Source organism: Oribacterium asaccharolyticum ACB7 (genome assembly GCF_000238075.1).
Classification (GTDB): domain Bacteria; phylum Bacillota; class Clostridia; order Lachnospirales; family Lachnospiraceae; genus Oribacterium; species Oribacterium asaccharolyticum.
Window position 1 is genome coordinate 648,993 of sequence record NZ_JH414504.1, and the last position, 20,768, is coordinate 669,760.

The 20,768-nt window shown below is 44.5% G+C and carries 17 protein-coding genes; 1 reads left to right on the plus strand and 16 read right to left on the minus strand.

Annotated elements, in window-relative coordinates; all coding sequences use genetic code 11:
• Positions 1-200 precede the first annotated feature (200 nt).
• Positions 201-1,286, plus strand: a complete 1,086-nt coding sequence (locus HMPREF9624_RS02925) for a prephenate dehydrogenase (RefSeq protein WP_009536466.1) — start codon at positions 201-203, stop codon at positions 1,284-1,286.
• Here HMPREF9624_RS02925 and metF read toward each other — a convergent pair.
• The 16 genes from metF to rho all read right to left on the minus strand — a co-directional run bounded on the left by metF (position 1,283) and on the right by rho (position 20,689).
• A complete protein-coding gene (metF, locus tag HMPREF9624_RS02930; protein ID WP_009536467.1) occupies positions 1,283-2,185 on the minus strand; it encodes a methylenetetrahydrofolate reductase [NAD(P)H] in 903 nt (300 codons plus the stop codon). The genes HMPREF9624_RS02925 and metF overlap by 4 nt on opposite strands.
• Positions 2,172-4,439: a 5-methyltetrahydropteroyltriglutamate--homocysteine S-methyltransferase gene (gene metE / locus HMPREF9624_RS02935; RefSeq protein WP_009536468.1), complete on the minus strand. Its 2,268-nt coding sequence runs from the start codon at positions 4,437-4,439 to the stop codon at positions 2,172-2,174. Before metE ends, metF begins: the two co-directional genes overlap by 14 nt.
• Positions 4,440-4,691: 252 nt before the next feature.
• On the minus strand, positions 4,692-5,516 hold the full coding sequence (locus tag HMPREF9624_RS02940) for a TPM domain-containing protein (protein WP_009536469.1): 825 nt from the start codon (positions 5,514-5,516) through the stop codon (positions 4,692-4,694).
• Positions 5,516-6,868 (minus strand): zinc ribbon domain-containing protein, encoded by a 1,353-nt coding sequence (locus HMPREF9624_RS02945; protein ID WP_009536470.1) that lies wholly within the window; start codon positions 6,866-6,868, stop codon positions 5,516-5,518. The genes HMPREF9624_RS02940 and HMPREF9624_RS02945 overlap by 1 nt, the downstream gene beginning before the upstream one ends.
• A gap of 12 nt (positions 6,869-6,880) precedes the next feature.
• On the minus strand, positions 6,881-8,167 hold the full coding sequence (locus HMPREF9624_RS02950) for an adenylosuccinate synthase (RefSeq protein WP_009536471.1): 1,287 nt from the start codon (positions 8,165-8,167) through the stop codon (positions 6,881-6,883).
• Between the two features lie 78 nt (positions 8,168-8,245).
• Positions 8,246-8,446: a hypothetical protein gene (locus HMPREF9624_RS02955; RefSeq protein WP_009536472.1), complete on the minus strand. Its 201-nt coding sequence runs from the start codon at positions 8,444-8,446 to the stop codon at positions 8,246-8,248.
• Between the two features lie 60 nt (positions 8,447-8,506).
• A complete protein-coding gene (purB, locus tag HMPREF9624_RS02960) occupies positions 8,507-9,943 on the minus strand; it encodes an adenylosuccinate lyase (protein WP_036594725.1) in 1,437 nt (478 codons plus the stop codon).
• A gap of 56 nt (positions 9,944-9,999) precedes the next feature.
• Positions 10,000-10,755 (minus strand): 4-hydroxy-tetrahydrodipicolinate reductase, encoded by a 756-nt coding sequence (gene dapB, locus HMPREF9624_RS02965; protein WP_009536474.1) that lies wholly within the window; start codon positions 10,753-10,755, stop codon positions 10,000-10,002.
• Between the two features lie 98 nt (positions 10,756-10,853).
• The gene (dapA, locus tag HMPREF9624_RS02970; protein WP_009536475.1) at positions 10,854-11,741 is read right to left on the minus strand and encodes a 4-hydroxy-tetrahydrodipicolinate synthase; all 888 of its coding nucleotides are present in this window, start codon (positions 11,739-11,741) and stop codon (positions 10,854-10,856) included.
• Between the two features lie 46 nt (positions 11,742-11,787).
• On the minus strand, positions 11,788-13,620 hold the full coding sequence (gene typA, locus HMPREF9624_RS02975) for a translational GTPase TypA (RefSeq protein WP_009536476.1): 1,833 nt from the start codon (positions 13,618-13,620) through the stop codon (positions 11,788-11,790).
• Positions 13,621-13,697: 77 nt separating this feature from the next.
• Positions 13,698-14,327: an IMPACT family protein gene (locus tag HMPREF9624_RS02980; protein ID WP_009536477.1), complete on the minus strand. Its 630-nt coding sequence runs from the start codon at positions 14,325-14,327 to the stop codon at positions 13,698-13,700.
• Between the two features lie 3 nt (positions 14,328-14,330).
• Entirely contained in the window at positions 14,331-16,940 is a 2,610-nt protein-coding gene (locus HMPREF9624_RS02985; RefSeq protein ID WP_009536478.1) for a transglycosylase domain-containing protein, read from the minus strand.
• 50 nt (positions 16,941-16,990) lie between these two features.
• A complete protein-coding gene (locus tag HMPREF9624_RS02990; protein ID WP_009536479.1) occupies positions 16,991-17,959 on the minus strand; it encodes an RsiV family protein in 969 nt (322 codons plus the stop codon).
• On the minus strand, positions 17,956-18,516 hold the full coding sequence (locus HMPREF9624_RS02995; RefSeq protein ID WP_009536480.1) for an RNA polymerase sigma factor: 561 nt from the start codon (positions 18,514-18,516) through the stop codon (positions 17,956-17,958). The genes HMPREF9624_RS02990 and HMPREF9624_RS02995 overlap by 4 nt, the downstream gene beginning before the upstream one ends.
• 84 nt (positions 18,517-18,600) lie before the next feature.
• Positions 18,601-19,017 carry a DUF1344 domain-containing protein gene (locus HMPREF9624_RS03000; protein WP_009536481.1) on the minus strand — a complete coding sequence of 139 codons (417 nt, stop codon included), beginning with the start codon at positions 19,015-19,017 and terminating at the stop codon, positions 18,601-18,603.
• A 106-nt stretch (positions 19,018-19,123) separates the two neighbouring features.
• Positions 19,124-20,689 carry a transcription termination factor Rho gene (rho, locus tag HMPREF9624_RS03005; protein WP_009536482.1) on the minus strand — a complete coding sequence of 522 codons (1,566 nt, stop codon included), beginning with the start codon at positions 20,687-20,689 and terminating at the stop codon, positions 19,124-19,126.
• Positions 20,690-20,768: the final 79 nt, after the last annotated feature.

Consider the following 20,768-nt stretch of genomic DNA (forward strand, 5'->3'; position numbering starts at 1 on the left):
AAAAACGTACACTCTCCGCAGTTTTCATGTATAATTTGAAAAGATTGCAAGGATCTGTTTTGCAATCATACTATCTTGAACAGAAATATTTTTGAATGAAAAAATTCTCATGTAATAAATATTCATGTACAAAAATATTCTCATGTAAAAATATTCTTACATAAATGACTTGATTTTAAAGAAATCAGAGGGGTAAAAGTATGGAGTGGAATCGTATCACCTTCTTCGGCTTAGGCTTAATCGGGGGTTCATTGGCAAAGGCCATCAAAAAAGTCTATCCCGATACGCATATTTCCGTTTTGGATAAGGACAAGTCTTCCGTGCAAATCGCCTTATCGGAAGGCATCGTGAATCAGGAATTGAAAAGTTTCGAAGAAATAGAGAGAGACTGTAATCTTCTGTTTTTATGCGCTCCGGTAGAAGAAAATCGCTCCTGTTTAAAGAAACTGAAAAAACAACTCTCTCCTCATACCCTTTTAAGTGATGTAGGATCCACTAAGACCGCCATCATGGAGGAAGCGGAAAAGCTGGGACTTTCGGCGCAATTTTGCGGTGGGCATCCTATGGCCGGAGCGGAACTTTCCGGCTATAAGGCTTCCGATGCTCTTCTTTTGGAAAATGCCTATTATCTCTTGACACCGGGAAAAGATTTTTCCTCGGAAAATACGGAGAAAATGAAGACATTTCTTTCCTCTATCGGCAGTATTCCCTTTGTCATGAGTCCGGAGGAACATGACCGGTCCGTAGCTTGTGTAAGCCATCTTCCGCATTTGATTGCCGCAAGTCTGGTAAAGCTTTTAAAGCAAGAAGATGAAAAAGGCAGTATGAAAAAGCTGGCAGCGGGAGGCTTCAAAGACATCAGCCGTATCGCCTCGTCATCCCCCGTCATGTGGCAGCAGATTTGCCTCAGCAATAAAAAGCCGATTTTGGAAATGATAGAGGCTTACATGCAACAATTGGAAGAAATCCGGTCTTCCATAAAAAAAGAAGAGCCCCATGCAATCGAGGAGCTCTTCCAAGAATCCGGGGCCTATCGCAATTCCATGGACAGCAGCGCACAGGGTTTGATTCACAGTGACTATGCCCTCTCCATCCGTGTTCAGGATCACCCCGGTGCCATTTCCATCATTTCCACGATACTTGCTTCCAACAGGGTCAGTATCCGTAACATCGGCATCAATCACAACCGAGAAAAGGGTGAAGGAGCCTTACAGCTTTCCTTCTACACGGGAGAGGACTGTGAAATGGCCAAAAAACTTTTACATAAATATGGCTTCGGCCTTTAGGCCGAAGCACTTGTTCCCTCTTTCTCTCCCTTTTCACCGGAGTTGAAGAGGCTGTGTGTTGCCTTATATATTTCTCTGGCAATATAAGAATTGTTCATCGTATAAAGATGTACCCCGTCTACCCCATGCGTCAGTAAATCAACAATTTGATCTACGGCATAGGCAATTCCGGCATCTCTCATGGCAACCGAATTATCCTCATATTTTTCCAGAATTCTCTGAAATTTCTTCGGAATATTGACGCCGCAAAGGCCTGCCATCCTTAAAACTTGGCGCCTATTGATGACCGGCATAATCCCGGCCTCAATCGGCACCGAAATCCCCGCTAAATCACATTTTTCAAGGAAATCATAAAAGTATTCATTGTCGAAGAAAAGTTGGGAAATCAGATACTCCGCGCCGGCATCGACCTTCGTTTTCAAATTCCGAATGTCCGCTACCTTATCCGGGTTTTCAATATGTCCTTCCGGATAGCAGGCTGCAGAAATGCGAAAATCGCCGTTCTCTTTCAGAAAAGCCACTAAATCCGAAGCGTAACGGAAGTCTCCTCGATTTTCCATGCCTTCGGGAATATCGCCACGTAAGGCCAGAATATTTTGAATCCCGGCAGTCTTAAACTCCTCTATTTTTTCCAATATATCTTCTTTTGTTAAACCGATGCAGGGAAAATGCACCACGCTGGGTACATGACAGATATTTTTGATATGCTCTGCGATGGAGATCGTACTTTGCTTGTTCTCTCCTCCTCCCGCTCCGTAAGTCACCGAAATAAAATCGGGGCGCAAATCCTGCAGTTCGTATAAAGTTTCATAGATGGTCTCAATCGGGGCATTCCTTCGAGGCGGAAATACCTCGAAAGAAAAAACCGTTTTTTGGGAAAATAAATCAACAATACTCATTTCTCAGTTCCTTTGCCGCCTGCACAAGATTTTTCAAGCTTGCCAAGGTTTCCTCTCTACCTCTGGTCTTTAAGCCGCAGTCCGGATTGACCCAGAGCTTTTCTTTTTCAATTTTCTTCAGCATCTTTCCGAGTGCTTCTTTGATTTCCTCTACGGAAGGTACTCTCGGAGAATGGATATCATATACCCCCGGGCCTACCTCGGTACGGAAATGGTTCTCCCGTAAAGAATCCAAAATCAGTAAGTCGGAACGGGAAGCCTCGAAAGAAATCACGTCCGCATCCATGTTGTCAATCGCTTTAATGATATCAGTAAACTCACTGTAGCACATATGCGTATGAATCTGCGTGCCTGCCTGACATCCGCTGTGTACCAAACGGAAGGCGGGGATCGCCCAATCCAAATACTCACTGTACCAGTCGGACTTACGAAGAGGCAGCTTCTCTCTTAAAGCCGCTTCATCTACCTGAATCACTTTGATGCCGTTCTTCTCTAAATCCAAGACCTCATCCCGAATTGCCAAAGCAATCTGCTTGGTGCTTTCCGCAATGCTGATATCCTCTCTCGGGAAGGACCAGTTCAAAATGGTCACCGGACCGGTGAGCATGCCCTTCATGGGGCGCTTGGTTAAGCTCTGTGCATAAGTGGACCATTCCACAGTCATAGCGGAAAGTCTTCGAACATCTCCCCAGATGATGGGCGGCTTTACACAACGGGTTCCGTAAGACTGTACCCAAGCCTTCTCGGTAAACAAGAAGCCGCTTAAGAGCTCTCCGAAGTACTCCACCATGTCGTTTCTTTCGAACTCACCGTGCACCAGGACATCCAAATCCAGCTCTTCCTGAATCTTTACCCACTCGGCTATCTTTGCTTTATTAAAGGCAACATACTCTTCCTTGGACTTCTCCCCCTTCTTAAAGGCATTTCTGTTCTCACGAACATCCGCAGACTGCGGGAAGGATCCGATGGTTGTGGTCGGGAAAAGCGGAAGCTTAAATTCTTCCTTCTGAAGCTTTTCTCTCTCGGAAAAGGCGGGAAGTCTGGTATAATCCGCATCGGTAATGGCCGCGCAACGTTCCTTAACCGCCTTATCTTCACTGTTCGGTCTTGCTGTGGCAAAGAGAGCCTTATTTTCCTCCAAGACTTCCGCCTCAGCCTTTCCGTCCAAGATATGCTTCAAATCCAAAAGCTCGGAAAGCTTCTCCACTGCAAAGCTGAAATGTCTCTTTACCTCTTCGGAAAGTTTATTTTCCCCTTCCAAAGTATAGGGAACATGCAGTAAGGAGCAAGAGGTGCCAAGCACTACGGAAACGCCCTTTTTCTCCAATTCCTTTACTGTTTCCACCGTCTTTTCATAGTGGTTCTTCCAAATGTTTTTTCCGTTAATCAAGCCGGCAAAAAGAAGCTTATCCTTGGGGAAGCCCTTCGCAACAAGGTTACGAGTCTCTTTTCCTTCCAGAAAATCCAGACCTACACCGTCAAAGGGCAGTGCCAAAATGCTTTCATAAGCGTCTCTTACATCGCCGAAGTAAGTCTGTAACAATACCTTTGTCTCGCCCTTTACGGAAAGAATCTCTTTATATAAGGCAGTAAAAAGTGCAAGATCATCCTGATCCAAATCTCTTACAAGATACGCTTCATCAAAGGCAATCCACTGTACACCGAGAGACGCAAACTTTTCCACATAGGCCTTGTAAGCGGAAATCGCCTCAGGAAGGAAATCCTTCTCTGTCTTCTTTTCGGTATAGCGGAGAAGCTTTAATAAGGTAAAGGGACCGATAAGCACGGGCTTCGTCTCAACGCCCAAAGCCTTTGCCTCCTCATACTCCTTAAAAGGCTTATCGCCTGCGAGACGAATCTCATCCTTATCGGAAATCTCCGCTACCATGTAGTGATAGTTTGTATTGAACCACTTCTTCATCGCAAGCGCTTTCACATCTCCCGCCGGTCCCTTATAGCCTCTTGCCATTGCAAAATACTTCTCTAAAGGACTTAAAGACAGTTCTCTGTAACGCTCCGGAATGATATTAAAAAGCACTGCGGCATCCAAGAAATTATCGTAAAAAGAAAAATCGTTGGACGGAATAAAATCCACTTCCTTTTCCTGCATTTTCAGCCACTGTTTTTTTCGGATATCCTTTGCAAGTGCCTCCAGCTCCTGCTCGGACACCAATCCTTTAAAAAACTTCTCTGTTGTAAACTTAAGTTCTCTTAATGCTCCCACTCTGGGAAATCCGATTACCGATGTTTGCATATTTGTTCTCCTTACTTTTCTGTTTTTCCGTGTTTTCTCTTCCTGTATCTCTTTCTTTATGAACCATTCTCAAGATTAGTGAACAGTCGACTAAAATGCAAGTCTAAAGTAGGTATAGCATATACTAAAGAACCTCTCTATGCTAAATATAAAAAAACAGGATTTAGCTATAGTTTATTCCTATAGCTAAATCCCCGATTTTAAAATCGCACAGGGGAAGCCTGAGAAATCTTTTGCCACAAACTCCGAATCCTAAAAACGATGTCCGCCGCCTCCCGAAGAAAATCCGCCGGAATTTCCGCCGCCTGAGAATCCGCCTCCCGAAAATCCACCGCCGGAACGTCCTCCGCCAATTCTTCCGCTTCCGCTGCCGGAGCTGATTCGCATCTTACTTTGGTTTGTCATCAGAACCTCTCGATCCTCCAGCATGATATCCGGTTGAAGTGCTCCAAGTACAGCCCGGGAACCGGCTTTATTCTGTTTCCAGGATAGAAGAAGCATGGTAAAGTTAAAGAGAAGTCCCAAGAAAATTGCCAGGAAGAAATTACTGATCCAGCGCATCGGAGTCGCAATAAAGCGTCCTTCCATCTTTCCCTGCACTTGTCTGAAAGCAAGAGACGCAGTCTTATAAAAATCACCTTTACTTGCAAAAACATAGACATTGTCCGTAATGCTGTTTGCCACATCGCCGGTAATGGTTTTGTAGAAGTTTCCTCCGCTTTGAATGCGAATCTCTTTGTTTCCCATATCAATAAAGAAAATCAGACCGCTTTTTCCATAAAATACTTCCCTGTAAAAATCACGAATATTGGAAGCCGCATCGTTTTCCCCGCGCCCGGAAAGAAAGGCTACATTGCCGTATTCCGTTAAAGGAATTAATTTTTGAGCAAGCTTCTCTTCTTCCGAACTGCTGAGTAAGTCCTCTTCATCATCAATATAAGCCGTATAGCCCGTTTTTTCATTTTCATAAACAGAAGAAGAAAGGAAGGAGCTTGCATCCAGGGCATAGACTTTTCCCATAGAGAAAAGTCCAAGAAAAAGAGCAAAAAGAAGGCTCTTAAAGATTGTCCTCATCATTACTCCTCCTTCTTTTCAAAAAAATCGGGAACCGCACGCGTCGTCAAAACATTAAATTTCCGAATCATCATTCTCAGAGAAAGAATCGATGCTAAAGCGGATAAAGCAGCCGCAATATAGTAATACTCATCCCGAACCGGATGCCAGATTAAAATGGCTACGGAAAGGAAAAGGGCTAGTAAGGCAAACGAAGTTCCACTCTTTTTCCTGTCCGTTTCTTCTTGCTTCTTCTGCTCCTTACTGTATCGTAAAGCTTCTTTATCCCTCTCTTGAATTTTCTTCATTTGCAACTGAGATAAGAAAATCAAAAAGAAAGAAAGCGCTAAAGTATAGATGGGCAAGCTTTCCGCCGAAATCTGGATAAAGAGGTTTAAAACAAGGAAAATGGGCACAGCCATCAGTAAAGAAGCCCGCTGAAACTTCTGTTCATCAATCGGGATATCACAATAGATTTTTCCGGTTTGTCCATTGACTACCGCATAAGCTATTCTGTCTCTCTTTTTATAGCTCAAAAACCAAATCGGAAACATTCCTCTTCCGACTGTCATTTCCCTGTCTAAAGAATAGGGATTTATTCCTCCATGAATTCTTATATCTTCCGTACCGAATCCATTGCTTCCTGCCACAAATCTTCCCAGTTCTTCTCCCAACATGGAAAAGGCTTCCTTCTCATACCCGGAAGATTCCGTATCCGCAATTTCACTGTAAAATCCCAAGAGATAGTTCGGCGTGAACTCTTTCATCTTTTCTCTGGAAAACGGGGCAATGACAGCGGAAATATTGTCATCAAAACGTAGGGAGGCATCAAAGGGAATGCCTTCCACCTCTCCTTTCAACTTTCCTCTTAAGGAATAGTCTTCCATAATGACATAATTGCCTCTGACATATTTTCTGTCACCCTTTAAATTGATTTCTCCGCCGAAATGATAATTATAAAGCCAATAAGGCAGATAAAATCCTACAAAGCGATCCAAATAGGCCGGATCTTCCAAATCTCTTTGCCTGTAGTAGAAGGAGCGAATCTTCTTCAGATAAATCTCCTTACATTGCTCCTTTGTAATTTGAAAGGGGATAATTTTCTGCGGTTTTTTCTCCTGCTTGATACGACTCTCAAAGACTACCGCGGAGCCGCAGTAAGCACAAAAACCGGTTGCCGATAAGTCAGTACTCTCGATTTCCGCAGCACAGTTAGGGCAGGTAAATACCTTTGTTTCATAAACGTCCTGCTCCATACTTTCCGGGGTTCTGTTGTAAGTTACCGGGTCAAAATGGGTATGACAGTTCTGACATGCCAGGTCCTGACTGTCGATGGAGAACCGTACCTCTCCCCCACAATTCGGACAATGCGCCATAGGCCTTCCTTTCTATATTTTCGGTCTTCTCATCAGCATTTCATGTCTTTCCGGTCCGTTGGATACCATGGTAATCGGAACCTCCAACTCCTTTTCAATAAAGTCGATATAATCCCGACACGCCTCAGGCAATTCTTCGTACTTTCGAATTCCGCGAATGTCGCAGTGCCAGCCTTTCAGCACGGTATATACCGGCTTTGCCTTTCGAAGCAGGGGCGTAACCGGGAAGTCCTTAACTTCTTTTCCGTCAATCTCATATGCTGTACATACCGGGATTTCCTCTAAATATCCCAAAGGATCCAATACCGTTAAGGCTACTTCCGTCGCCCCCTGTAAAGCACAGCCGTAGCGGGAAGCCACTGCATCATACCAGCCGACTCTTCTCGGGCGACCTGTCGTTGCCCCGTACTCACCCTTATCTCCGCCGCGCTTTCTGAGTTCCTCCGCTTCCTCTCCGAAGATTTCAGAAACGAATTCACCGGCTCCGACTGCAGAAGAATATGCCTTTGTAACACAAACCACACTGTTGATAGAGTATGGCGGAATTCCGGCCCCTACTGCGCCGAAGGAGGCCAGGGTATGGCTGGAAGTCACCATCGGATAAATTCCGTGGTCGGTATCCTTCATCGTTCCAAGCTGTCCTTCTAAAAGAATCTTTTTTCCATCCTTAATCGCCTTTCTCAGGAAAAGAGAGGTATCACAAAGATACGGACGAATCTCCTCTCTCTGCTTCTTCAGCTCTTTTAGGACCGTCGCGTAATCCAGGCCTTTCTTTCCGTAAAGACTCTCAAACAATGCATTTTTAATTTCCAAAATCTTCTGTAACTGCTCTTCCAGAATGTCATCATAATAGAGCTCATTGACCTGCAGACCGATTTTCGCATACTTATCGGAGAAGAAGGGTGCTATTCCGGACTTTGTGGAGCCGTAGCTCTTCTTCCCGAGTCTTTCCTCCTCATACTCATCCTGTAAAACGTGGTAAGGCATCAAAACCTGTACGCGGTCTGAAATATAAATCTTCGGTGTCGGTACGCCGGCTTCTTCCAAAGCATGAAGCTCTGTTAAAAACTTGGGAATGTCCAAGGCCACTCCGTTTCCCAAAACGGAAGTCACATTCGGATTGAATACACCGCTTGGAAGCAGATGCAGGGAAAACCTGCCGTAGTTGTTAATGATGGTATGCCCTGCATTGGCCCCTCCCTGGAAACGTACTACCACATCTGCATTCTCTGCAAGATAGTCCGTAATTTTCCCCTTTCCTTCATCTCCCCAGTTTGCACCGACGATTGCCTGAACCATAATTTTCCCCTTTCCAAATCATTTACTGAAAATAGTATTGTAGAACTATTCCGGCTTTTACAAAATACAGCCCCGATTTTATTCTTCACTCTCCGATGAATCCTTCCGTATCAACTTCGTTACCCATTGCAATACATAAAATACGGTTGGCACAATCATCAGAAGGAAGAGATGGGCAAGCAGCGACTCCTTGCTTCCTCCCGTAAACGCGGTATAAAGAAAATGAAGCAAAGTCAGCAAAATAAAAGCCAAAGCCAGAATTGCAAAAATTCGTTTCATCTTCCCTCCAAATCCTTTGCAATCTTAAGAATGATCCGATTTGCATTATAGCACAAATTCTTAGAGCTTAATCTCTACCGATAAATCGAGCTCTTCTTGATTTTCCTCTAAAATCGGCTGAATGTACTCCGAAACAAATTCTTCCACCTGTTCCTTTGCGCGTCCGATATAGAGCTCTCCTCGCATGAGTCCGTGTATATCTTCTTCCGTAAGCGGGAAGGCATCATCCTGCACGATTCTTTCCAAAAGATCGTTATCCAGCCCTTCTTCCTTGACTCTCTTTCCCGCTTCCATAGCGTGCATGCGGATTCGCTCATGAAGTTCCTGCCGGTCTCCCCCTTTTTTCACCGCATCCATCAGGATATTTTCCGTTGCCATAAAGGGCAACTCCTGGTTCAAATGCTTTGCAATCATCTTGGGATAGACCACCAGATTCTTCGCAACATTGTAATACAAATCCAGTAAGCCGTCACAGGCGAGGAACGCCTCCGGAACGGAAAGTCTCTTGTTTGCGGAGTCGTCCAATGTTCTTTCAAACCACTGGGTGGAAGCCGTAATGCTCGGATTCATGATTCCCGAGGAAATGAAGTTCGAAAGTGCCGCCATTCGTTCAGAGCGCATGGGATTCCTTTTATAGGCCATCGCACTGGATCCGATCTGCTGCTTCTCAAAAGGCTCTTCCACTTCTTTTAAATGCTGTAAAAGTCGAAGATCATTGGAGAACTTGTGTGCAGACTGCGCAATTGCCGAAAGGACGGAAAGAACCCGAAAATCCACCTTCCGGGAATAGGTCTGTCCTGATACCGGATACACTTCGGAAAATCCCATCTTCTCTGCAATTCTTCTATCCAGCTCCTTACATTTTTCATGGTCTCCTTCAAAGAGTTCCAGGAAAGAAGCTTGCGTTCCCGTGGTTCCCTTACAACCCAATAGCTTTATCGATGCAATGCACTCATCTATCTCACAAAAATCAAGATATAAGTCATGAAGCCAGAGGCTCGCTCTCTTTCCGAGCGTCACGGTCTGCGCCGCCTGAAAATGCGTATAGCCAAGCATGGGGAGCGCCCTGTATTCCATTGCAAAGTCGGAAAGGACCTTCATACAGTTTAAAAGCTTTTTTCGAATCAGTTTTAAACCTTCCCGCATAGTAATTAAGTCGGTATTATCCCCCACATAGCAGGAAGTCGCCCCAAGATGAATGATGCCCTTTGCGTTGGGGCACTGCAGGCCATAGGCGTAGACATGACTCATTACATCATGTCGAACCTCTTTTTCCCTTTGTTTTGCCACATCGTAATTGATGTTTTCCGCATTCTCCCGAAGCTCCCGAACTTGCTCTTCCGTAATTGGAAGTCCCAGTTCCTTTTCGGTTTCCGCAAGAGCAATCCAGAGCTTCCGCCAAGTCTTGAACTTAAAACTCGGTGAAAAAATCTTCTGCATCTCGGGAGAGGCATATCTCCCGGACAACGGACTTTCGTAGCTTGAAAATGCTTCCATTTCCCATCCCTTTCTATTCTTCAAAAACTTGAACTCCTTCAATGCAATCCGGGATTTTATCGTAAAACCGCAGTCATGTCATATTTTCCCGGTGCTTTTTGAAGAAGGAAAAACGCCGCCGTAATGGCTCCCTTGGCAAAGATTTTCCGGCTGTAGGCGGTGTGCTCCAATTTTACAATTTCGTCTTCTCCGGCAAAAATGATCTCATGCACTCCCGGAATTGTACCACCTCTAAGGGAGAGCATGCCGATTTCTTGTCTTTCTCTTGCCTGATGCCTTTCCTCCCGGTCATATACCTTATTGAGTGCCTCTCCGACACCCTCTTCAACCGCTTTTTCAAGCATTAAAGCCGTGCCGCTCGGCGCATCCTTTTTTCTCCGATGATGGGCTTCCACAATTTCTATGTCAAAACCTTCCTTATAGAGCTTTGCCGCGGCAAGTCGAACCAATTCCTGAAGAATGTTTACACCAAGAGACATATTGCCGGACTGTAAAATAGGGATACTTTTTGCCGCCTCTACAATCTTCTTTTCCTGTTCCTCGGAAAGCCCCGTTGTACATAAGACAAGAGCCTTCTTCTTTTCAACTGCAAAATCCAAGAGCCTGTCCACAGCTTCTCTTACTGAAAAATCAACAATCACATCAAAATCTTCTTTTACCTTGAAAATATCTTCATAAACCGGAAAGCCTAAGTCTGCGCCTTCCGCATGGGCATCTACTCCGCAGTTTATCTCACAGTCCTCCGTGTTTTTTGCAACATCAATCACGTTTCTTCCCATTACCCCTCGCGCACCATGTAAAAGTATTTTCATTTCCCCTCCTTTACTCTACAAAAGAAAAAAGCCGTAAAAAAGAAAATCCGCTCGGAAACACCCGGAGCCTCTCTTCTTTTTCACAAGCCTTTTCTTCTCTATTTTAAAATACCGTAACGAATCATTTCCTCTTTTAAACTATCCAAATGCTCTTTTTCCATCTCTGTCAGAGGCAGGCGAAGCGGACCCACCTTCTTTCCCTGCAGATTCATTGCCGCTTTAACGGGTATGGGGTTCACTTCACTGAATAAGGCCCGAATAAGAGGCATAGCTCGAAGCTGCTCTTTTCTTGAGCCTTCCACGTCTCCGGCAAACCATTTTGCACAGATATCATGCGTTTCTTTCGGCGCCACATTCGATAAAACGGAAATAACACCCAGACTACCTGCTGCGAGGAGGGGCAGAATCAAACCGTCCTCTCCGGAATAAAGGCAAAAGTCCTCATCCACGAGACGCATCAAATCCAAGGTTTTGCCAACATCTCCACTAGCATCCTTCACACCTATAATATTCTTCACATCATGATACAGAGCCGCCATCGTTTTCGCCTCGATACTCATTCCCGTTCTTCCGGGAACATTATAGAGAATGGAAGGAATGGAAACGGATTCCGCAATGGTCTTAAAGTGCTGATAGAGCCCCTTCTGGGTAGCCTTATTGTAATAGGGAGTTACCAAAAGAAGGCCGTCCGCACCGGCTTCCTCCGCACACTTGGAAGTATACAAAGCAGATCTGGTACAATTGGAACCTGTGCCCGCAATGACCGGAATGCGATGATTTACCGCCTTAATCGTATGACGAATCACTTCAAGATGCTCCTCAACAGTCAGTGTCGCCGCTTCTCCCGTGGTTCCCACAGAGATAATGGCATCCGTACCGCCCGCAATTTGATCTTCAATAATTGCCTCCAGTACCTCGAAGTTTACCGTCCCGTCTTCATGCATGGGAGTAACCAGTGCCACTCCCGCTCCCTTAAATAAAGCCATAACTCACCTCGCTAGATTTTGCTCGTCCTGTTTTACTCTTCTTGTCTTACTTTCTGTTAAAGCCGGCACGTTTTCTTGCCGTGGGATCCAGAATTTTCTTACGGATTCGCAAGTTCTCAGGCGTCACTTCCAAAAGCTCATCCGTATCAATAAAGTCAATACACTGCTCTAAAGACATAATTTTCTTCGGTACCAATTTTAACGCCTCATCGGAACTGGAGGTTCTCGTGTTACTTAAGTGCTTGGTCTTACAAACATTCAGCTCTATGTCTTCCGACTTCGGACTCTGTCCGATAACCATACCGCTATAGACCTTTTCTCCCGGTCCGATAAAGAGTACTCCTCTGTTCTGTGCCTGGAAAAGACCGTAGGTTACCGCCTCACCCTGCTCAAAGGCAATGAGGGATCCCTGATGACGGTAGTTCAAGTCTCCTCTATATTCCCCGTAGCCTTCAAATTCCGTATTTAAGATTCCGTTCCCCTTGGTATCGGTTAAGAACTCTCCTCGATAACCGATGAGTCCGCGGGAAGGAATTTCAAACTCCAGTCTTGTATAGCCGGATGCCAAAGGACTCATGCCGTTTAAAGTTCCCTTTCTCTGGGTTAGTTTCTGGATAACGGCACCGGTTGCCTCCTCCGGAACATCGATATACGCTATCTCCATCGGCTCCAACTGTTTACCGGATTCATCCGTTTTATAAATAACCTCCGCTTTGGAAACCGCAAATTCAAAGCCTTCTCTACGCATGGTCTCGACCAGCACGGAAAGGTGCAACTCTCCTCGTCCGGAAACCTTGAAACAGTCTGCTGAATCGGTTTCTTCTACGCGAAGAGAAACGTCCGTATTTAATTCCCTGAAAAGTCTGTCACGGATATGACGGGAAGTCACAAACTTCCCCTCTGTTCCGGCAAGCGGAGAATCATTGACCATAAAGTCCATGGAAATGGTCGGCTCGGAAATCTTCTGGAAGGGAAGCGGTGCCGGGTTTTTCTCCGTACATATGGTATCTCCTACATGAAGATCCTCAATACCGGATACCGCAACGATATCTCCGAAAGAAGCCTCATCCACATCCACTCTCTTTAATCCGTCAAAGGAATAGAGTTTTGTAATCCGCACCTTCTTTCGTTTGTCCGGATTGTGATGGTTTACAACCAGTGCATCCTGATTGACCTTGATTTTTCCGTTTTCCACCTTACCGATTCCGATTCTTCCTACAAACTCATTGTAGTCAATCGTAGAAACAAGAAGTTGCGTCTCCTCATCGGGGTCTCCCTCCGGTGCCGGAATAAAATCAATAATGCTCTCAAAGAGCGGTTTCATGTCCACATCGGGATCTTCCAGATTTTTCTTCGCAAAGCCGTTTTTCGAGGAAGCAAAGAGGAAGGGGCAGTCCAGCTGCTCATCGGATGCATTTAAGTCGAGCATCAGCTCCAAAACTTCATCCACAACATCAGTCGGACGAGCCTGCGGCTTATCAATTTTATTGACTACGACAAGAACAGGAAGGCGAAGCTCTAAGGCTCTCTGCAAAACGAAACGAGTCTGCGGCATCGGTCCCTCAAAGGCGTCAACAAGTAAAATGGCGCCGTCCACCATTTTTAAAATACGCTCAACCTCACCGCCGAAATCCGCGTGTCCCGGTGTATCGACAATGTTAATCTTTACTCCGTTATAGCTTACAGCAGTATTTTTCGCTAAAATCGTAATGCCTCTCTCCCGCTCAATGGGATTCGAGTCCATGACACGAACACCGATATCCTGATTGTCGCGAAATACACCGGACTGCTTTAAAAGCTCATCCACTAAGGTTGTTTTCCCGTGGTCTACATGGGCAATAATGGCTACATTACGAACATCTTCTCTCTTTTTTAACATGAATTTTCACTTCCTGAACGAAATCGAACAAACTTAAACTTCAACAAATTTATACAATATTTATTTATTACTTTAACTTATCGAGTATACCACCGGCATTTTTTGATTGCAAGGAAAACCACCTGCGGTCCATATTCCCGGATTTGCTTTTCAAAACCGGAATATTGTTCTTCTTTAACGCGAATCCTAAGAATCACGTTTTCTGTAAAAGCCTTATCCAAAATAGAAATATTCTGTTCCGTAAAGCTGTACTCCAGCTTTCCGAGTAAGGAATACGGAATTTGCAGTTGCAGTTCCCACCCCTCAATTCTCTCCAGAAAAACCGCCTTCTCCAGTACCGCCTTTGCCGCATCGGAATAGGCTCGTGAAAGACCTCCGGTTCCAAGAAGCGTACCGCCAAAAATTCTGCTTACCACAAGAAGGGCATTTTTCAGTTCCAGACTTTCCATCCTTTGCAAAATAGGCATACCTGCGGTCTTTGCCGGTTCTCCGTCATCGCTCTGCTTCTTGTGCTCCTGCAGAATTCCCTCTCCCTCTTCCAGAAAAATATAGGCATAGCAGTGATGTCTTGCATCTCTGTATTTCTTTCTGCATGCTTCAAGGAGTCCTTCCACATCCGCTTCTCTTTCAAGCGGAAAAAGCCCGGCGTAAAACTTGGACTTTTTCTCTTCAATCTCTCCGTAAAAGCACTCCTTAATAAATTTCATTCCTTAATCCTCGGCACTTTTCTTTTTACTCGGTCCCTGTTCGGAAATCGTAATCTTATTTTTTGTATTTTTCTCCGAACTGTCGGAATCTCTGTCGGAATCTCTGTCAGAATCCTCGTCTTCTTCCTCCGGTTCCTTATAGCTGTAATAATGATCGTCCGTATCCAAGTCCCGTAGATTTTCAGGAACGAGCATAGCTCCCCAGGAAGTGTGATACGTACATTTTTCCGTAGGCACCGTTCCCTTGGCGAAAAGTTCCGTAATGACGGCACTTCCCCTGTAATCCTGATAACATCCGGAAGTCGGAAGCTTTCCGGACTTTCGGCATACCTGAGCTTCCACGATATCTTCCGGCTTACTGAAGCCCGGATCCGTCTTTCCTTCGTGAATCTTCGTCATGATTTTTCGCCATATATCCTTGTGGAATCCGGTTCCGCCGTTGTATTCCCCGGTTTTCGCATCTTTTAGAACCTGATTATCATCACAGCCGCCCCAAACTCCGCCGATATAATAGGGTGTATAGCCGATGAACCAAATATCTCTGTTATTACTGGTTGTTCCGGACTTTCCCGCCTGGCTCATCCCGTCAAAATGCGCCCTTGTAGATGTAGAACTTACCCGTACATCGGATGCAAAGGCACGGTTCGATTCCATGGATTCCTTCATGGCATCCGTAAGGAGATAGGCTGTGCTGGCCTTCATAACCTGTGTAGGCTTATCCTCCGTTGTGTCAATGAGTACTTTTCCGTCTTGATCTACTATCTTGGAGAAAAACTTGGCCTTTTCCAGTTCTCCCCCATTTGCGATAGCGGAAAATGCCTGGGTGAGCTCCAGGTTCGATACACCGCGGGTTAATCCCCCCAGAGCCAAAGCCGGATTTTCATCATCCTTTACCAAGGATGTAATTCCCAAAGACTCCGCATATTGGTACCCTCGTTCCGGCTTAACCGTCTCCATAAGACAGCGAACCGCCACAATATTTAAAGAATAGACTATTCCGTCTCGAATACTCTGAAATCCCAAATATCCTCCGGAATACCAGTTCTTAAAGGTCTTATTTCCTAAGGTATATTCCGAGTCATAGTAGGTAGAGGCAAGCGTTGCTCCGTATAAATCGATGGCCGGCGCAAAGGAAGTAATGATTTTGAAGGTGGAACCGGGCTGACGCAGAACATTACTGGCACGATTCAAGGTTTTGCTCTGTTTTTTCTCGCCTCTTCCTCCCGTAAGAGCCAATACTTCGCCTGTATGCGGGTCCATCAGGACAAAGGATGCCTGGGGCTCCAATACATAATCTACCGTTTCCCCCAAGATACGATCGGAATCCACGGTAACCTTCTCTTTAAATTCCTCTATCCGTTTATTAGCCTGATCCTTCGAGGTATACAGGCCGTTAAAAGAGATTCCCTTTCCCTCTTTTAAATACTTCTCTATATCCTTTTCACTGAAATTAACAATGGTACCGTCTTCATGTTGCAAAGTATATCTCCAGGAAATGGAATATTTTGCCGTATCATAATTCTCCGGGTTATTGATTTCCTGATCTACGATTGCTTGCAAATCCGGATCCTGGTTTGCATAAATCGTCAAACCGCCGGAATATAGCAACTTTGTGGCATCTTCCTTCTTATAATCGAGCCTTTCCACAAGAGCATCAACTACCTGCTCCGTAAGTTCATCCGTATAATAAGAATAGGGCTTATCCTCTCCCTGCGTAACTAAATTAACATTTTGAATTCGCTCATACACAGGATCATTTAATGCTTCTTGATAGCGACTTTCATCAATATAGCCCTGACTGAGCATATTACGCAGAACCTGTTTTCTTCTGACTGCATTGTTCTCGGGATGGGTTATCGGATTTAACTTGGAAGGATTTTTCGTAATTGCAGCGATAACGGTTGATTCGGAGAGACTCAATTCCGAAACCTCTTTATTAAAATAACGACGTGCTGCAACCTTTACGCCCAAAGTATTGGCTCCAAGGTTAATCGTATTTAAGTACTCGGTCAAAATACTTTTTTTAATTTCCTTTTTATCGAGACCCGGCTGGTCCTCCAATTCCAAGGCCAAATATTGTTCCTGTATCTTTCGTACGTATTTCTCAAATTTTCCCTCATGCAGACCGCCGCCGAAAACATTGTTTTTCAGGAGCTGTTGCGTAATCGTTGAACCGCCTCCGGCAGAACTGTCATCGGAGACCACTCCTCTTACTGCACGCAAAATAGAGCGAAAATCGATGCCGTTATGTCTCCAGAAACGTTCATCCTCTATCGCCACAAAGGCATTGATCATGTCTTTCGGCAGCTCCTCGTAGCTGACCCTTTCTCTGTTTGATCCCTCCGTAACGAGGGTGGACATCAGATTTCCCTTCTTGTCATAAATTTTTGTGGCGTAAGAAGTCGGCCCTACATGAATTTTATGAATATCGGGAGCGGAATCCAAAACTCCTCTGAACAAACCATAGCCGAAAGATGCACCCAAAAAAAGCGAAGCAACGAAACAGAACAGGATTACAGTCTTCAAAATTCCTGTAAACCTGTGCCATATTCGTGCTCGCTTACTTTTCATTTCATATAAACGATTCTCTATACTATGTCGTGTGAACTTCATTTTTCGCCCTTAAAAAGCCTACTTGCAACATAGCCTATTCTATCACAGCTTTAGCTTTCCTGCCAAATGCTCTTTGGGATAATAAACTGACTTTCTCCCATATACATCGGTGCCACTTCCCCCTGTGGAAAAACCAAAACCAGCTGTCCATCGGCATTGATATAGAAGCTTTGCTCGTCCGTTACCTCTCTGAAGCCCTCTTCATCCTCACCGTCCTGCAGAAAATATTTATCTTTAGAGTTTTGGTTGTGTGCCTTTATTTGTCTGACAACTTCTTCGGATAAAATTTCCTTGTAATCCGGTCTGCCCGGAAAAAGCTTTGCCAACTGTAAAAGTTCCCCACTATGCTTATCCACAGTATAGTAATGATGAATGGTCTGCGTATCACCCTCCTGCTTCAACACGGAAAGCGCAAGAACGTAATAATCCTCCGAATTTAAAATTACACTATAGGATACATCCAAATTCTTATATTCCGTTTTAGAAAGTTCTTCTTTAAATTCACGAATCAACTCTTCCGTTTTCGCATTGATATCCAAATTAATTTGCTCCGCAGAGGCTAATTTTCCATCTTCTTTTTCTTTAAACGCCGACTTTGCGGCCTCTTCCCCCGAAATTCCGTCCTGAACTTCATCTTGAGAAGCTCCCGCAACGCTTCTCTCTCCGTATGCTTCCACAACTTCTTTCGGCGCCTCTACGGCAAGAAGCGGGGTATCCACTTCCGCACTATGCTGTCCGTCATCAAAAGAATAGTTTCGAAGAGTAATTAACTGGAAATATCTTCCAAGGCCCGGAATGGCTTGCAAGGCATAGGCACTCTTTTCAGAAACATTCGGGAGAACAACCGAAAGAATCAGGCAGGCCGCAACTGCCGTTTTTACAAAAGAAGATTTTATCCATTTTTTCCCTTTGACAAAGGAGAAAATCTTTGCCTTTTCAAGCGACATTTCTTCATCCGCTTCCAAAATAAAGCAATCCTCTATTTTCCCCATTGCCTCTATCAATTTATTCCTTTTCATAGCAGACCTTCTTCTTGCAATTTTTTCTTCAAAGCTTCCCTCATACGATGCAGACTGACTTTTACCTTACTTTCTCCTACCTTATATTTCGACGCAATTTCTTTGATTTCATCATGATAAAAATATCGTCTGACAAAAAAAACACGAAGCTCCTTCTTTTCACGGGACAGAAAATCATTGATTGCGGAAACCAAAGCTTCTTCATTAATATGATCTTCTACGTTGTTAAAAGAAAGTTGTATATCTTCACCGAGCTCGTCTACACTTTCCGTAAAACTTTCACTCGCTCTCTTCTTTGCTCCAATCATCTTAAAACGATTAATCGCGGCATTTCGTACAATTTTGGCACAATAAGCCTTCAAAAAAGAAGGCTTCTCCGGAGGAATGGCATTCCAAACACTGAGCCAAGTATCGTTTAAGACCTCTTCCACATCCTCTCTTTGCGAGAGAATCTGACTCGCAATCTTTCCGCAATAAGCCTTGTACTGTTCCTCTAAGCGGAGAATTCCTTCTTCATTTCTTGCAAAAAACAACTCCAGAATCTTTTGATCTTCCATATCCACCCTATAAATTCGCTCAAAATCACTAAGTTTTAACTGATAATACAGGATAAAAGAAAGATATGTCCGGAGTGTGAATTTTTATGCCTTCTCTACAGAAAGGATCTCTCCGGTAAAGGAATCCACTTCGGAAAGCTCTCCGGTGTAGTGAACGATTACTTCATCTCCTTCCTTCACCTTGTCCAGCCCTTCCGGCTTCTTATCAAAGTTCAGCGCATAGGACTTTCCGTCATCCGTGGTAACCGTAAACATGAAATCCTTAATCTCGGAAACTTTTCCCTTTAATTCCTGTGCTTCAGACTTCTCTTCGGCTTTTTCTCCTGCCTTTTTCGTTTCCTTCGCAGCTTCGCTGGCAACCGTTGTCTTTTCTGTGCTTGCTTTATCCGAACCGGAAGAAGATCCGCAGGCCATCATGGAAATTCCAAGAAGCATGGCAGCGGAAACGATACCGGCCTTTTTCAACAAATCTTTCTTTACTACAGTACTGTTCTTTTTCATTTTTTTATCCTCCGTTTTATACGGGAGACCCTACTCTCCCTCATTCTATAGTTCCCTCAAAGGGCGCTACATCTATAGAGACAGAGAATACAGAAAAAGGTTACATTTAATTTGAAAAATTCTTTTTATTTACGCGGACAAACACATTTTCATCGCGATCCGGTATTCTTTCCGGGGCGGTAACGGTTTTTCCACGCACCAAAGTTTCGCATAGTTTAATGTTGTTTAAGGTTCTGTCAAAGAGAGAAAGGGTGTCCTCCACCGCATTTTTCTTATCGGAAGAAAGCTCTCTGTGCAGAAAATCGGCCGCGTCCTTCTCAAGTGGGCTCAAAAGCAAATCATCCCTTCTTGTTCCGGACTTTTGAATGTCAATTGCCGGAAAAATTCTTCTTTCCTGCAACTCTCTATTCAATACCAATTCCATATTTCCGGTCCCCTTAAACTCCTCATAAATGACATCATCCATACGGGATCCGGTATCAACAAGTGCCGTTGCAAGAATGGTCAAGCTTCCTCCCTCACGAATATTACGGGCTGCCCCGAAAAAGCGCTTGGGCATATGAAGTGCGGCAGAATCCATACCGCCGGAAAGAATCTTACCGGAGGAAGGTACAATCAAATTGTAGGCTCTTGCAAGTCTGGTAATACTGTCCAGAAGAATGCATACATCCTGCCCCTGTTCCACAAGCCTCTTCGCTCTCTCAATCGTCATTTCCGCCACTCTTTTATGATGTTCCGGTAATTCATCAAAGGTGGAGTAGATTACCTGAACCTTATCTCCTACTACCTCTTCCATCATATCCGTTACTTCTTCCGGTCTTTCATCGATAAGAAGAATCAGTAAGGTCATATCCGGTTCATTTTGTAAAATAGACTGAGCAATTTGCTTTAGCAAAGTGGTTTTTCCGGCCTTGGGCGGAGAGACAATCATTCCCCTTTGCCCTTTTCCGATGGGCGCCAAAAGATCTAAGACACGGAGTGATGTGGATACGCGCTTTCCTTCTCTTTCCATGGGAATTCGCTCATCCGGAAAAATCGGAGTAAGCTTATCAAAATCAGGCCTTCCGTAAAGCGCGGAAATCGGAAGATTGTTTACCTTTTCTATATAAAGCAAGGCGCTGTAACGTTCCTGCGGATTTCTGGACTTTGCATATCCGTAAAGCATATCTCCCGTCTTCAAGTGAAAACGGCGTATCATAAGATTGTTTACATAAACATCTTGCTCTCCGGGAAGGAAATTTTCCGAGCGAATAAAGCCGTAGCCCTCCGACATGATTTCCAGAATGCCTTGCACAGCTTTCGCGTCCGCATCACGAGGTCCCTCTTTTTTAACCGGTTCATCCGTCTTTTCCGGCATTATCCGTTCTTCCGGAGCATCGGCAGGCTGCGTCTCTTTATAGGCTGTAAATAGAGAATTGTCCTCCACTATGCGAAGCTCGGACGGGGCACGGTCTTCCGAGGAAGATTCCTTTACCGCTTTTTTTACGCTTCTCTTTTTCTTCTTTTCTTCCTTTACGGCAGGTTCCGATGTTTCTGTCCCGGAACTTTCCGGAATTTCTTCCTTCTTCGGCCTGCCTCTTCTTTTTTTCGGAGGACTGAGCAATTCTTCCTTCCCTTCCTGCGTTACTTCACTTATGGATTTTTTCTCTTCTTTTTCGTCCTTTTTTTTCATGAAAGCTCCTTGCTATAAAATCAGATTTTTGCTGTTGATGGATGGAGATACAATTGTGATATAGAGGATAAACGAGACA

What these genes read in the sequence shown, in the direction of transcription:
- dapA (WP_009536475.1), bottom strand. Translation starts at nt 11,741, where the DNA reads ATGGCTTTATTTAAGGGAGCGGGAGTGGCACTGGTTACTCCCATGCAT.
- HMPREF9624_RS02940 (WP_009536469.1), bottom strand. Translation starts at nt 5,516, where the DNA reads ATGATGAGGACAATCTTTAAGAGCCTTCTTTTTGCTCTTTTTCTTGGA.
- HMPREF9624_RS02995 (WP_009536480.1), bottom strand. Translation starts at nt 18,516, where the DNA reads ATGGAAGATCAAAAGATTCTGGAGTTGTTTTTTGCAAGAAATGAAGAA.
- dapB (WP_009536474.1), bottom strand. Translation starts at nt 10,755, where the DNA reads ATGAAAATACTTTTACATGGTGCGCGAGGGGTAATGGGAAGAAACGTG.
- typA (WP_009536476.1), bottom strand. Translation starts at nt 13,620, where the DNA reads ATGTTAAAAAAGAGAGAAGATGTTCGTAATGTAGCCATTATTGCCCAT.
- HMPREF9624_RS02950 (WP_009536471.1), bottom strand. Translation starts at nt 8,167, where the DNA reads ATGGTTCAGGCAATCGTCGGTGCAAACTGGGGAGATGAAGGAAAGGGG.
- HMPREF9624_RS02945 (WP_009536470.1), bottom strand. Translation starts at nt 6,868, where the DNA reads ATGGCGCATTGTCCGAATTGTGGGGGAGAGGTACGGTTCTCCATCGAC.
- metE (WP_009536468.1), bottom strand. Translation starts at nt 4,439, where the DNA reads ATGCAAACATCGGTAATCGGATTTCCCAGAGTGGGAGCATTAAGAGAA.
- HMPREF9624_RS02990 (WP_009536479.1), bottom strand. Translation starts at nt 17,959, where the DNA reads ATGAAAAGGAATAAATTGATAGAGGCAATGGGGAAAATAGAGGATTGC.
- metF (WP_009536467.1), bottom strand. Translation starts at nt 2,185, where the DNA reads ATGAGTATTGTTGATTTATTTTCCCAAAAAACGGTTTTTTCTTTCGAG.
- HMPREF9624_RS02980 (WP_009536477.1), bottom strand. Translation starts at nt 14,327, where the DNA reads ATGAAATTTATTAAGGAGTGCTTTTACGGAGAGATTGAAGAGAAAAAG.
- HMPREF9624_RS02955 (WP_009536472.1), bottom strand. Translation starts at nt 8,446, where the DNA reads ATGAAACGAATTTTTGCAATTCTGGCTTTGGCTTTTATTTTGCTGACT.
- HMPREF9624_RS02985 (WP_009536478.1), bottom strand. Translation starts at nt 16,940, where the DNA reads ATGAAGTTCACACGACATAGTATAGAGAATCGTTTATATGAAATGAAA.
- HMPREF9624_RS02925 (WP_009536466.1), top strand. Translation starts at nt 201, where the DNA reads ATGGAGTGGAATCGTATCACCTTCTTCGGCTTAGGCTTAATCGGGGGT.
- rho (WP_009536482.1), bottom strand. Translation starts at nt 20,689, where the DNA reads ATGAAAAAAAAGGACGAAAAAGAAGAGAAAAAATCCATAAGTGAAGTA.
- purB (WP_036594725.1), bottom strand. Translation starts at nt 9,943, where the DNA reads ATGGAAGCATTTTCAAGCTACGAAAGTCCGTTGTCCGGGAGATATGCC.
- HMPREF9624_RS03000 (WP_009536481.1), bottom strand. Translation starts at nt 19,017, where the DNA reads ATGAAAAAGAACAGTACTGTAGTAAAGAAAGATTTGTTGAAAAAGGCC.